Raw genomic sequence first — 13,917 nt, 5'->3', positions numbered from 1 at the left:
TCCCCAAAAGCGCCGCATTTTGGCCTTTCTACCTTACCAAAAACTTACATTTGTTAATAAATTGACTACTATCAAGTCACAACTGGTCGTGTGGCCTTACCGAAATCACGAGCACGTTGTTGAATCACAATAACAATAGGTGATCCTTTCAGGCGCACTCGCGCCTGACGTATACCCAGATGCCCACCCGGCTACCGGGGCTCACCTTTATGCCCAAAACACTACGAAGGAGTCAGTTTATGCCTTTCTCAAGAGTACGACGTGTCATTCCCACGAGCTTGATATCAGCTGCGGGGCTTTGCCTTGTTAGCGCAAGCTTTTCGCACGCGGCCACCGTGCCGGTGTATAACGCCACCGACTTACAAAATGCCCTTAAAACCGCCAGCCAGGGCGACGACATTGTGGTTCATCCCGGCAACTATACCGGCAACCGCAACACCAGCGGCGAGAGTCGCGCCCATTTTTACAGCGGTAATAGCGGCACCGCCAACAACCCGATTACGCTGCGCAGTGCCAGCAGCAGCAATAAACAAGTGTTAAAAGGCGATGACATCAACAACGGTTATGTCTTTTTGCTAGAAGGTGATTACTGGATCATTAAAGATTTAAAATTTACTGACTCGCAAAAAGGTATCGTGCTGGAAACGGCCAACCACAATACGATCGATAACGTAGAGGTACACAATGTCGGCCAAGAGGCCGTGCATTTTCGGATCAGCAGTTCTTACAATCGGTTAAGCAATTGCTATATCCACAATACCGGTAAGCGCGAAGGTAAAGAAGGTACCGGCGAAGGGGTCTATATCGGCACCAACAAAGGCAACGAAGCGAGCCCGCCAGATTACAGTAACTACAACCGCATCGGCGGGTGCAGTATTGGGCCACAAGTTACCGCCGAGGCCTTTGATATTAAAGCCGGCACGGTAGGGACTGTTATCGAATACAACTACGTCGATGCGCGAGGTATTGTCGGGACAACCGCGTTCCCCCAAGCGGACAGTTTTGTTGATTTGAAAGGCACGGACGTTATTATCCGCAATAACGAGATGGACTATCGCGGCGACAACAATGTGACCCACGCTATTTATAGCTTTCGCGAGCATCGTCAGTCGAATGTTTACGACAACACCTTTAATCTACCTGTCGATGCCGGAACCTTTCGCGCTCAGGAGCCCATGATTAATATCTCAAACAACTACCGAGCCGACGGAGGAAGCAACTTAGTCTGGAAAGAATACCAAAGCCGCAACATCGACTATTCGCTGAATCAATCTATCGAGCAACCCAACGAAGGGCCGTACGCTTGTTTTGATGAGCTCAGCGGTGGCTGTGGAACCACCCCAACATCATCGAGCAGCAGTTCATCTAGCGCTACGGCGTCCAGTTCGAGCAGCCATTATTCATCCAGTTCCAGCAGCTCTTCATCGTCAAGCTCCAACTCATCAAGCTCAACCGGTAGCGGTGATAACTGTGTCGCCGTCACCTATAAAGTTCGAACTGAAATCACGCTTGGCAGCAACCACTGTGTGACATTCGACCAGCCACTACAAGGAAAGACGCTACAGCTATGGGACAGTGACGAGAACACGCAATGCGATTTTCGCGGCACAATCAGCGCCATTGATGGCTCTGGCAATGCGACGGTTACGTCAAACTATACATCGGCCAGCGGTTTTTCTGGAAGCTCACTCAGCATCAACAGCAACAATGGCTGCGAGTATGTAAAAATTAGAGCTTATTAACAATAACGCTCCGGCAGGCACGACTCTCACGGTGGGTCGTGCCTGACATCAATTAGTAGCCCTAAAATAGCGGCAAGTGTTTAACATCAAGCCGCAGGCTTTAACCTCAACACCACCACGTCATGGGCAGGAATACTTAACTGTAGTGGCTTTTGCGTATTGCCTTTCAAGTTTTTCCATAAGCCCCGGTAGGTAAAAGTCGCTTTGTTAAAGTCGATAGAGCGACCAGTAAGATCATCTTTAACCACATTAAATTGCCAATCGTGATTTACCGTTAAAATATCGTCACCGCGATTTAAAAACAAAAATGCCCATTCACCGTTGCTTAGGGGTTTGACAAACACATTCAAGTCACCGGCATCAATATAACGCATCGCCTGCACGCCAGCAGGGTCTTGATTGAGTGCGATAATATCTTGATTGGTCAAAATCTCGCGGGTCTGCTTCGACATAGTGCGCAAATCATTACCGGCGATTAGAGGCGAGTTCAACATGGCCCACAAAGAAAAGTGCGAGCGATCTTCTGCCTCGGTCATGCCGTTGCCCACCTCCATCATATCCATATCGTTCCACCGTCCCGGACCTGCGTATTGACGCAAATTTAGATCTTTACGCATATCTAGAATTTTAAGTACGCCCCACGATGACCAGCTGCCCCAGCCGTAGCCGCAATCCCAACACGGATAAATATCACCCGAGATACGCCAACTATGACCAATGTCCGTCGCCCACTCCCATGGCTGATTGTCGCCCCACTCACAAATACTAAACAGGATAGGTCGCTCCGCTGCGTGCAGCGCGTCGCGCATTGTGGTGTAAGCCCCCTCTGGGTTGAGGTTTTCGGTATCGCACCAATCGTACTTTAAGTAATCGATACCCCAGTCTGCGTAGGTTTTTGCATCTTGGTACTCGTGCCCGCGCGATCCAGGGCGACCGGCACAAGTGGTGTTGCCCGCATCGGAGTATATGCCAAGCTTTAACCCTTTCGAGTGGACGTAATCGGCCAGCGCCTTCATGCCCGACGGAAAATGTTCTTTGCTAACCTGAATATTGCCATTTGTGTCACGCTCGCCATGCCAGCAATCGTCGATATTGATGTACTCATAACCGGCCTCCTTCATACCCGATTCAACCATGGCATCGGCCATCTCCCGAATGGTTGTTTCATCTACGTCACAGTCAAAGGTATTCCAGCTGTTCCAGCCCATGGCTGGCATTTGCCCAACCCCACTAGACTTTTCAGCGCTGGCTATCGCGCTCAATAGTGTCAGGCAAAAAACACCGAACATTAACGTTACTTTATGCATTATTTTTACCGTCATGGTTCTCTCCAATTTTTATTAAAATCGCTAAGCTGCACGTAGCTAAACGTATATATATAAGATAATTTGTTTATTGCCTTAAAAAGCCGCTTGCGCGGCTTAATGTTTTCTTTTGGGCCGGAGCCTTACAATTCTGGCAACCTTTTAGCGTGATCGGCAATCACGTCTAGCGTCGATTTATCATCGGCAAATACCGAGTTTAAGCCTTGTGCCTCTTGCGGTGGATCACCAAAAAAGTCATCACCTTTTTGCCACATGTAATCGGCTCGGTCAGTTTCACCAAACCCACCCCAGGCCCAAAAATTAGAACCAACAAAAGGGCCACCTGCTGCCACGTTATCTTCGATGACATCGTAGACCATGTCATAAAAACGATCGCGATAGCTGACTGGCGTGCCGTGATCATAAGCGCCGTTATCGCGTTCGACACCAAACTCTTCTAACACAATAGGCTTGTTGAGACGCTCGGCGATTGCAACATGCTCGCTCAAATAACGCTTTGCGGTAGTCACTGCCGAATCGTAGGTTTGTTCGGGCTTAGTGATATCAAACCAGCTCCAGTTTTTAATCCACATATGGAACGTTAGATAATCCACATTTGGGCTCGCGTGGGAGGTTTCAAACAACTCCGCATCGCCCAAGGTGCCCATCGCGCCTTCATTACCGGTACTAACCAACTGCTTCGGCGCGAGCGTCTTAATGTAGCCGGCCGTGTCATCTATCCAACGGACAAAGTCATCAAAGTGTACCCGGCCGTCGGCATCACTGCCTGGGCGCGGCTCATTTGCCAGCTGCCAGGACATAATAGTGGGGTCGTCGTTATAGGCTTGGCCAGTAATACTGTTGGTCCGCGTAACTATGGTACGAATCACTTTGCGGTACAGCTGCTGCGCCCGCTCGATCCGGTAAAACCGAGCAGAGTTATCCATAAACGGATTCCATTTGCCTGTGACATCCGGGTCGAGTACTTCAGTGCCGGTAAACCACGCCACATATTGCGACATTCCACCCGACCACTGCCAAAAGTTATTTAGGTAAAGCACCGCTTTCATATCGCGCTTAGCCATTTCAGCCAGCAAGAAGTCCATACCCAGCAATAAATCGTTATCGAGTTCACCCTGAATATTGTTCACCATCGCTGGGCGAACCGCACGCATTAAATCGCTGGATTCGGATGCGGCCAGCACGCGCAGGTTGGTAATGCCATGTTCGGCCAATACGTCCAACTCGCGAATTAATCGTTCGCGATCGCCGGTAGCCCCAGGCGAGCCTAAGTATGCGCCATACCACATATTGGCACCGACATACCGATACGGCTTATCACCCACGTAAAAGTGCTGCCCGTCTACACGGACAAACTCTTGGCTATTATGAGTGCTCGTGGATTGAGTACAACTCACCACACATAGAGCGGCTATTACCACAAAGCATCGAACTATCATTTTTTTCATAGTCTTTACCTTTATAAAAACCTAGTAGTCAATACCGGTGGCTCACCTTAATGGGAGGGCGTTATACCTTCCGTAAGGGTGCCTAAAAAACCGATAAAGCTTAACCGTGAGCGGCTCCAGCCACTTGGGGTCAAACCCCAAGCAGCTTGGCTGCTTCTATCATGGCTCTCCCGTTATGATAGGGACCTTTCCAAAAACCCGCTTTGTAATCGCGCGATCCATCTGGCACATCAAGCGTCGAGTGCCAACGCCATTCGCCTTTATTATGGTCGATCTGATAAGTGTCAATAAACGTCCATAAGTTATTGGCCGTTGTTAAAAAGCTTTTATCGTCGCTTAGCTTATACGCCACCAAAAAGCCCACTAGTGCTTCAGCCTGAACCCACCAAATCCGCTCACTGTGGTAGCTATTGCTGGCGCGGTCATAGGCGTCAACCACATCACCGCGCTCGCGAATCGCCTCGCGCTGACAGGTTTTGGCAAGCTCGATGACGACCGGAACCAAACGCGCATTGCGCTCGGCATCACCCAGCGTATCAAGCGCTTTGTACAGCAGCCAGCTGCACTCAATATCGTGACCGTACGTCAACCCCGGCGAGTGATCTTGCCAGTCATCAGACAAAAACATCCGCAAGTGGTAGTTGTCGTGGTCGATCATGTATTTGTCAAACAGATCAATCCCGTAAGCTAGCGCCTGAGCGACTTTATCGGCTTTATGTACTTGGTAAAGCTTGGTGTAAGCCTCAAGCACATGCAAGTGGGTGTTCATCGTTTTGGGATAGTTTAGGTCTTTTTCGCTCAGGCGAACATCATCAATCTTGCCCCACTCACGGGTGTAAGCTTCGTAGTAGCCTTCGCCATCGCGGTCGACACAGTTGGCTTCAATCAAGTCAAAACACTCAAGCGCCATCGCAAGTGCGTCGGCGTCTTGGCTCAGCTCGTAATAAGCTGCCAGCGCATAAACCGCAAACGCCTGCGCATAAACCTGCTTTTTGCTTTGCTCAACGTCACCGCTGGGCGACAACGACCAGAAAAACCCACCGTGCTTACTGTCAAAAAAGTAATCTCGCAAGTAATGATACGATCGCTCGGCCGCCGCGCGGTAATCGGCGTTACCGGTAAACACGGCAGCCTCAGAGAAGAACCAGAGAATACGAGTGTTCAGCACAATACCTTTCTCGGCATCAACGCGAGCGACATTATTGTCGCCTACCTCACCGTAAAAGCCACCATGGGCTTGGTCTTGCGCGTAACTTAACCACCACTCGGCAATACAATGCAGCTGCTTGGTAAAGGTTTCGGCAGTCGGTAATGCAGCCGCAACGCCGTTAGGCGCCGCTGGCTCTTTCATCATTGGAGGCATGCCCACGCTCTGACTCATTTCAACGTTTCCAAAATATCCAAGTTAGCGGCAATTAAGGCGTTGCGGGTATTGACTGAAGCGGCCGAGCGCAAACCGTCTTGCGGCGTATTCACACAGTAGTCGACCAATTTATCGATACTTGAAGTGGCCACGTGCATACGGGTATCGGATGAGGCGTAGTAGATAAACACTTCGCTCTGCTCGTTTACGATCCAGCCATTGGCGAAAGCCACATTAGACACATCGCCCACTCGCTCGCTGCCTTTAGGGGCAATAAAGTGACCGCCGGGGCGGTGTGTAACTACCCAGGGGCGCTCAAGCTCAGTCATAAACATATACAGCACATAGCGCAGACCCGCCGCGGTATTGCGTACACCATGGGCCATATGCAGCCAACCGTGATCGGTTTTTATGGGCGCTGGGCCCTGACCATTTTTAACCTCTTTAATGGTGTGATATTCCTTACCGTCGACGATGACCTCGTCTTTGATTTCGGCGCCGTCCATCGACTCGCTTAAACCCCAACCGATACCACCACCGGCACCCACACTGATAAAGCCATCTTGCGGACGGGTATACATAGCGTACTTGCCGTCGACAAACTCTGGGTGCAACACAACGTTGCGCTGCTGGCCCGAGTAGGTAATTAAATCGGGCAAACGCTCCCAGGTGACCAAATCTTTCGTGCGTGCGATACCACACTGGGCCTCGGCGGCCGACAAATCATTGGGCTGATTTTCGTCTTTTCGTTCGGTGCAGAACAGACCGTAAATATAACCGTCTTCGTGTTGCGTCAAGCGCATATCATAGACGTTGGTGTCGGGTCTGTCGGTCTCGGGCATGCTAATGGGGTAATCCCAAAAGCGGAAGTTATCCACGCCATTGTCGCTCTCGGCGATAGCGAAAAAACTTTTCCGGTCATCGCCTTCAACCCGAACGGCCAAGATGTATTTACCGTTCCAAAACAGCGCACCTGAGTTAAACGCCGCGTTAACACCTAAGCGCTCCATCAAGTGTGGATTGCTCGATTCATTAAGATCGTAACGCCAAAAAACAGGGGTGTGCTCGGCGGTTAAAATCGGATGTTGGTAACGAGTGTACACCCCGTTACCCGACTCTAATGCGCGGTTTTCTCGGGTAATTAGCGTTTCATGCTTTTGCAGCAGTTGTTGGGCGCGAACGCGAAAATCACTCATAATATTCGTCCTAAAAATTCAAGCTGTTTATTCTTACAACCGGTCGCGACTCGCGCAACCGGTTACAATATTTACCTAAAAATAGCGTGCAAGTGTTGCACGCTACAGATAACGTTTAATGGAAACGCTTAATCAGCACCGTCAGTCGCTAATCGATCAACGTACTGCGCCGGGGTGTCTGCCGGGTAATCCTCGAGACGACACCACCAAAAGCGCCACAACCACAAACTGGTCGCCACAAACACGGCCACAGAAGTGATAAATTCGGGCCAGTGCTGAATCACCATAAAGATTGATGCAGCCACCATAGAGGTTTGCCAAATCACGCCGACAACCAAGTTACCCAGATCGCGGCTCAAATCGGTGTTGCGTTTTAACTCGGGGTAATCTTTAAGTGCCTCGCGATACACAGGCCCCCAAACACCCCACGGGCGAACCTTGATATAAAAGGTTTTAAGCACTTCGATATCATCGGCCTTGCTAAGCAGCGAGCCGACGACGCAAGCAATAAAACAGCCACCAAAAATAAACGGGAAGGCGTATACCTGCATAATTTCCCAGTCGAGCGTCCACTGCAGCACCTTAATAATCAGCAAGATTACCAAGCCCATCGCCATGCCACAAAAGTAGCCGACACCGTTAAAGCGCCACCAAAACCACTTAAGTAAATTCGATGCGGTATAGGCACCATAAAAGGCGCTGACAATCCACAAGATAATGGAGTTAAGCGATGGCACGAACAACCCGATCACAACCCCAAGAGCAACAAACAAAACGGATACGACATAGCTCGCTTTGACGTAGTTTTTGTCATCGGCATTGGGGTTAAAATAGCGCTTATAAATGTCGTTAACCACATAGGCCGGTGCCGCATTGGTGGTGGCAGCAAAGGTCGACATAAACGCGGCGAGCAAACCGGCAATCAAAAGCCCAAGCAAGCCCGGGGGGACAAACTCCTTCATAGCAAATGGCAGAATTTGCTCAAAGTCGACATCGGGCCCCATCGCTTGCAACTCGTCCATAAAGAACACCAGCGCTAAAATGGTTAAGCCGGCAATCAGCATATAACGAGGAAACAACAACACGACATTGACGAAGCCACTCATTTTGGCCGCTTCAGTCGGTGAGCGCGCGGACAAGACACGCTGCATATCGTAATTGGGCGGCGGGCCCATCATGCTTTTGGCAATGCCCGACAACAGCATCAACATAAAAAAGATCGTAAAAGGTTCGTAACCATCGGCGGCAATTTTGGTATTGGCGGCCTCTAGGGTGCCCGACCAATCCATATCAAGGTTCCAGCCAAAGGTAACCTTGTCCCAGTTATCCGGCACCACTGCTGCCAACATTTCGGGAGATACTTGCTGCATAGCAATAATACCCACCGCAACGCAGGCGACCGTCATAATAAAAAACTGTAAAACCTCGGTGAATACCACACTAAACATACCGCCCTTCACCACATAGACCGTGGTTAGTGCGGTAATAATTAAACCGTAATAAATATCGTTGGTGTCGGGGTCGGCCGCTAACTGCCAAGGTAAAAACACCGAGGCAAATTTGCCGATACCAATAAAGCCATAGGCCAAAAAGCCCACTACATTAACCAGTGCAAACAACACGACGATTAAGTGTGATAGCCGCGCACCGGTGCTGTCGCCAAAGCGAAAGGTAATCCACTCGGCCCCCGTTAGCACGCCCGAGCGACGCAGCCATACGGATAAAAACACCATCAAGAAGATTTGATTAAAGACCGGCCACAGCCAGGGAATATAAATACTGGTTAAGCCGTACACAAACAACAAGTACACCATCCACATAGTGCCGCTGATATCGAACATACCCGAAGCATTGGAAAGACCTAAGGTATACCACTTGAGTTTGTTGCCACCTAAAAAGTAGCTACGCAAATTTTTAGAGGCGCGTTTGGAGATCCAAAACCCGATAAACACTGTGGTGAGCAGGTATGCCGCGATAATCACCACATCTAACATTGCTAACTGCATGTGTGCGTCCAATTATTATAGCGCCGGACACGCGTCCGCGCGGTGTAGTTCAAAGTGTACGGCCCGACAAATGTGCAGCCCCAAGCGCTGAGAGGTGACGTTAACCTCGGATTCGATCTTATCGCTGCGTCATTAGCACGACAGCCGAAAGTCCCAGCAGCCACAACTTTAGTATAAGCAAGCACTTCGTCGTAAAGCGATAGCAAATGTAACCGATTACAATCTATAATGCCAGCACTTTACGTTACTTTAGGGCTGCCCTTAAGCCGCTCCCGGCGGTATGCTATTATCCACAAAAACTTTCTCCTCTTTATAAAAGCAATACTTTATGTCCAATATCAGAGATGTAGCGCGCGAGGCCGGCGTGTCCGTTGCCACCGTATCACGCGCCCTGAGCGACCCAGATAAAGTCTCGCAAACAAGCCTTAACAAGGTTCATAGCGCCATCGATAAAGTCGGCTATCGCCCCAACATGCTGGCGCGCAGCTTTCGCTCGGCCAAAAGCTACGCGGTTGTTGTACTGGTACCGGACATTACCAATCCGTTCTTCTCGCAAGTCATTCGCAGCATTGAAGATCGCGCCCAGCAAAAAGGTTACGCCGTGCTACTGGGCGACACTCGCGGCGTGCCGGAGCGAGAAAAAGAGTACATTCGCCGGGTTGAGACCCGCCTGGCCGACGGCGTTATTCAGTTGCGCCCCGACGACCCCAACCGACGCTTTGAAATGCCCGCCGACATTGCCTGCGTGAATGTCTGCGGCTGCGAATCCACCAGCGGCCCTCGAGTGCGGATCGACAACCGGGGCTCGGCGCGGTCAGTGGTCGATTATCTAATTTCTCTCGGGCATCGCCGTATCGGGGTGATCTCAGGCTTAAAAGACAACCCCCACACGGTTGACCGGCTGGCCGGTTACCTCGAAAGTCTGGAAGCGGCGGGAATTGAGTTTGATAAATCGCTGGTGGCCGAAGGTGACTTTACCACTTGGTCGGGCCTAAACAGTGCCAAGCAATTTTGCGCTATGCCGGACAAGCCAACAGCCATATTTTGCATGAATGACGAAATGGCCATTGGCGCAATCCAAACGCTCAAACAACACGGCATACGAGTCCCAGAGGACATTTCCGTTACCGGATTTGACGATATTAGCTACGCCCGCTACTGCGACCCGAGCCTGACCACAGTAACCCAGCCCGCCGAGGAAATGGGCAAACTGGCCATGGATATGCTGCTGCGACTCATTGAGGGCGAAGATCTCGCCCAAGAGGAAAACGTACTACCGGCTGAGTTTGTTATCCGCAAAAGCACGGCGATACCGCGCAAAGATTAATACTTTAAGCTCTTACCTTGCCTGCGCGAGGCAAGAGCTCACCAGCCAGCTAAGCGCTGACTTTTTCGGCTCGATCCGACACCCCGTCGCAGTAACGCATCAATTCTTGGGCCAATACGATCAGGTGATACAAAGTACTGGCTGGCGCCTCGGCCGCCACCACCTCATCGTTTTTGCCGCGCTGGTCCACGTAGCTACCGGGCGTGGTGCCACACAGATAATAGCGAAACAAAGCATCCACCGCGCTAGCGGCGCGCGCCTCGGCATCAGGCTCGCCCTCGCGGGCCATCACCAAGCTGGCCTTAATCAACTCGGTCAGCCCCCAGCAGCGCTTGGTGTGCTGCAGCACGTTACCCTCTGGGGTTACCGAGTCGTACAGCAAGCCAGAGTCGGCTTTTAAGCCAATGTCTAGCGCACGACGGTACAAAACGCCGGTATAACGCGCCACCGATTGCCCGGTAAGCCGCGCGTACCAATCCAACAGCCACACCCACTCCATCATATGGCCCGGCTCAACCACCTGCCCGGTGGCGCCGTCAGCTAGCGTCCAGTCAGCATTAAAAAATTCAAATAGCACACCCTGCTTAGGGCAAAAAAAGCGTGACTCAAACAAACTAAACAACTCACCGGCACGCGCCAACCAAGGTGCCTCGCCGCTCGCCTCATATAATGCCATGCAGGCTTCAAACAAGTGCATATGCGGATTTTGGCGGCGCACCGTGTGATCGTAATCGCCCTCGGCCCAACCGCCGTACTCAGCCCCAAAGCAGTTATCCAAATGCAAGACCAACGCCTCGGCTTTATCCAGCGCCGCGCGCTCGCCGCTCACCCGGTATAGCCAGGCGTAGGCCAGCAAGAAAAAGGCGTGATCGTACAAATCTTGCTTGCTATCAATCACCTCAAATTCGGGGCTAAGCAGGTGGGTAAAGCCTCCTCCGGCACTGGGGTGCGCCGCATTCGACTCGACAAACCCCAGCAACCCGCGCGCGATATCGGCGCCGCTGTCACACCAACCAAGACTCTTAGCCGCCGCAAAAAAGAATGCCTGCCGCGCCTGTACACGCACTCGCACATTGGCCCCGGTATCCACCTCGCCATCGGCTCGCAAGCGCTCAAAGCTGGCGCCTAGCGCAGGGTGGATGCCCCGCACACTCCATAGCGGCAGCGCATCGCGCTCAAACCACTGCACCAAACGCTGTGTCTGGTTTTTAATATCACTGGACATGGATTACCTTTTTACTGTGTCTTTTTGCACGATGAATACCGCAAACGGCATAGGGGCGCAAATAATGCCGCACAATGTAACCGGTTTCAAGCATCTACTAAACCCACTTGATGCAGCTCCCGACAAATACGCTAAACTATATTGCATAACTCCAGAAATAAATGATTAAGTAATCTAGATTATGATGCTGACCGCACCGGCTTTACCGACAAGCGTTGATACGATGATACGTCTGTACCTTACAGCGGCAACACTTTTACTCTGCCACGCAGTAAGCGCCGCTGGCCCACAAGCGGCCACGCAAAGCGCCTCCGAGCCTGGCGACAACTCTACCGCGACAGAGGTAACCCTCTGGATTGGCGAGGTGAGCGAGTCGCGCAAAGCTCACGAGACAGCGGTAATCAAGCTAGCCTTAGAAAAAAGCCGCGAGCGCTATGGCCCCTTTGAGCTAAAGATAACCAACCGCTCGCTCTCACGGCCAAGAACGATCCGCAATTTTAGCGAAGGCAGTATGGCGCAGGTAGTTACCGCGCCCGCACTCGCCTACCGTGTCGACTCGGACGAGCAACCGCTAAAGGCTATTCCAATCCCACTGCTGCAGGGCTTGCTGGGCCGGCGTCAGGCAATCGTCCGGCGCGACCGAGAGGCGGATTTCACAGAAGTTAAAAACCTTGAACAACTGCGACAATTTAACGCCGGGCTGGGCTTTGACTGGATTGATCAGGATTACTTTCGCGATGCAAAGCTACCGTTTACCGTGGGCTCCAGCATCAACCAGCTATTTAATATGCTTGCTCACGGCCGGTTTGATTATTTGCCTTTGGGCATTTTAGAGGCAGAGAAAGCGCTGGCGGCATCTGAGCACGCGGCGCAACTGGTCATCGTCGACAACCTCATTATTCACTACCCACTGCCAGTGTACGCTCAGGTAAGTCACAACCACCCCGAGATCGCCAAACGCTTAACGTTTGGCCTGGAGCTGGCCCGTGAAGACGGCAGCTTAGAGGCGCTTTTTGATCAGTACTATGGCGAGTTTAACGCGGTCGGTGCAGACGTGGTTATCATCGAGTTATCCGATCACTCACCATCCGCCGCCCTTAGCGCGAAGCAAACTTCGCCTTGAGCGCCAGCTCGACCTCGGGGGCGACAAACTTGCTCACATCGCCCCCTAGCACCGCAATTTCTCGCACAATCGACGACGATATATAAGACAAGTGTTCGGCAGGCGTCAGAAACAAGCTTTCCATATCCGGCGCCAATGCGCGGTTCATATTGGCCAACTGAAACTCGTACTCGAAATCGGACACCGCTCTTAAGCCACGCACCACACCTTGGGCGCCACAGTCGCGAACGAAGTCCACCAACAAATTATCAAACCCGCACACCTCGACATTATCGAGATGTGACAGTGTGCGCTGAGCCAAATCGACCCGCTGCTCTAAATCAAACATCGGAGCTTTGCGGTTACTGGCCGCGACGCCCACGATCACGTGATCAAATAGGCGGCAGGCGCGCTCCACAAGATCTTTATGGCCATTGGTAATCGGGTCAAACGTGCCTGGGTATACAACCTTGCGCATAGATTATTCTCTGTGTGGCGTGCGGTGTGGGCGGGATACTACAAAAATAGCCTAGTCCTTGCTAGTCGCACGGTAAAAATACAATCGATAACACACGCCGCCGGTGCGCTTTTCGCGGTGTAGCTGCCAGTTATCGGGCACCTGAAACACACTATCAAGCCCCGACTCGATATAGATCGCCGCACCATCGGCCAGCCACTCGCGCGCCACCAAGGCATCAATGCTCGGTTGCCACAAATCAGCGGCAAAAGGCGGGTCGAGAAACACCAACGCCAGCGGCGCAGTAATGTCACCCGTGCTGAGCCAGTGCAATGCATCAATATGCAGCAGCTGTCCCCCGCTGGCATCGAGCCGCTTTAAATTATCAGCCAAAGCTTTTGCCGCCGCTGGATCACGCTCGCAAAAGGTCATGCGAGCCGCCCCACGGGACAGCGCCTCTAGCCCCAGCGCACCGGAGCCGGCATACAAGTCGGCGCCTACCGCCTCTGGTACGTAAGGAGCCAGCCAATTAAACAGGGTTTCGCGAATGCGATCGCCGGTGGGGCGCAAGCCGTCACACAGCGGAAAGTGCAACTTTCGCCCGCGCCACTGACCGCCAATCAGCCGCAACGGCTGACGCAATGAATCCCCTGCCGGCTGTCGCCGTTGTTGTTTTGCCACCTGTCACTCTCCACTGTTTGCCAGAAGTGGTAGGATAGCGCCTTT

General features: G+C 51.9%; 11 protein-coding genes. 3 read left to right on the top strand and 8 right to left on the bottom strand.

Annotated features, from left to right (window positions below; genetic code table 11):
* Positions 1-239: 239 nt before the first annotated feature.
* Positions 240-1,742, top strand: coding sequence for a hypothetical protein (locus AACY82_RS12185; RefSeq protein ID WP_339617099.1), 1,503 nt, complete (start codon positions 240-242; stop codon positions 1,740-1,742).
* Between the two features lie 86 nt (positions 1,743-1,828).
* Here AACY82_RS12185 and AACY82_RS12180 read toward each other — a convergent pair whose 3' ends face one another.
* The 5 genes from AACY82_RS12180 to AACY82_RS12160 all read right to left on the bottom strand — a co-directional run bounded on the left by AACY82_RS12180 (position 1,829) and on the right by AACY82_RS12160 (position 9,080).
* The gene (locus AACY82_RS12180) at positions 1,829-3,064 is read right to left on the bottom strand and encodes a glycoside hydrolase family 27 protein (RefSeq protein ID WP_339617098.1); all 1,236 of its coding nucleotides are present in this window, start codon (positions 3,062-3,064) and stop codon (positions 1,829-1,831) included.
* A gap of 125 nt (positions 3,065-3,189) precedes the next feature.
* The gene (locus AACY82_RS12175; protein WP_339617097.1) at positions 3,190-4,515 is read right to left on the bottom strand and encodes a mannanase; all 1,326 of its coding nucleotides are present in this window, start codon (positions 4,513-4,515) and stop codon (positions 3,190-3,192) included.
* Positions 4,516-4,645: 130 nt separating this feature from the next.
* Positions 4,646-5,896, bottom strand: a complete 1,251-nt coding sequence (locus tag AACY82_RS12170) for an AGE family epimerase/isomerase (protein WP_339617096.1) — start codon at positions 5,894-5,896, stop codon at positions 4,646-4,648.
* Complete coding sequence (gene mgp130, locus AACY82_RS12165) at positions 5,893-7,074, bottom strand: 4-O-beta-d-mannosyl-d-glucose phosphorylase Mgp130 (RefSeq protein WP_339617095.1); 1,182 nt, start codon at positions 7,072-7,074, stop codon at positions 5,893-5,895. Before mgp130 ends, AACY82_RS12170 begins: the two co-directional genes overlap by 4 nt.
* Positions 7,075-7,202: 128 nt before the next feature.
* Positions 7,203-9,080, bottom strand: coding sequence for a sodium:solute symporter family protein (locus tag AACY82_RS12160; protein ID WP_339617094.1), 1,878 nt, complete (start codon positions 9,078-9,080; stop codon positions 7,203-7,205).
* Positions 9,081-9,408: 328 nt separating this feature from the next.
* Here AACY82_RS12160 and AACY82_RS12155 point away from each other — a divergent pair, with 328 nt between their 5' ends.
* Complete coding sequence (locus AACY82_RS12155) at positions 9,409-10,407, top strand: LacI family DNA-binding transcriptional regulator (RefSeq protein ID WP_339617093.1); 999 nt, start codon at positions 9,409-9,411, stop codon at positions 10,405-10,407.
* Between the two features lie 49 nt (positions 10,408-10,456).
* On the opposite strand, the gene AACY82_RS12150 is transcribed toward AACY82_RS12155, so the two are convergent.
* Positions 10,457-11,632, bottom strand: coding sequence for an AGE family epimerase/isomerase (locus tag AACY82_RS12150; RefSeq protein ID WP_339617092.1), 1,176 nt, complete (start codon positions 11,630-11,632; stop codon positions 10,457-10,459).
* Positions 11,633-11,813: 181 nt separating this feature from the next.
* Here AACY82_RS12150 and AACY82_RS12145 point away from each other — a divergent pair, with 181 nt between their 5' ends.
* Positions 11,814-12,755 carry a hypothetical protein gene (locus AACY82_RS12145; RefSeq protein ID WP_339617091.1) on the top strand — a complete coding sequence of 314 codons (942 nt, stop codon included), beginning with the start codon at positions 11,814-11,816 and terminating at the stop codon, positions 12,753-12,755.
* Here AACY82_RS12145 and coaD read toward each other — a convergent pair.
* Both coaD and rsmD read right to left on the bottom strand, forming a co-directional pair.
* Positions 12,730-13,212: a pantetheine-phosphate adenylyltransferase gene (gene coaD, locus AACY82_RS12140; protein WP_339617090.1), complete on the bottom strand. Its 483-nt coding sequence runs from the start codon at positions 13,210-13,212 to the stop codon at positions 12,730-12,732. The two genes, AACY82_RS12145 and coaD, sit on opposite strands and share 26 nt — an antisense overlap.
* Positions 13,213-13,263: 51 nt before the next feature.
* Positions 13,264-13,872 carry a 16S rRNA (guanine(966)-N(2))-methyltransferase RsmD gene (gene rsmD, locus AACY82_RS12135; RefSeq protein WP_339617089.1) on the bottom strand — a complete coding sequence of 203 codons (609 nt, stop codon included), beginning with the start codon at positions 13,870-13,872 and terminating at the stop codon, positions 13,264-13,266.
* Positions 13,873-13,917 lie beyond the last annotated feature (45 nt).

Source organism: uncultured Gilvimarinus sp., assembly GCF_963972205.1.
Lineage (GTDB): Bacteria > Pseudomonadota > Gammaproteobacteria > Pseudomonadales > Cellvibrionaceae > Gilvimarinus > Gilvimarinus japonicus.
This window is presented reverse-complemented; position numbering and strand designations above follow the sequence as displayed.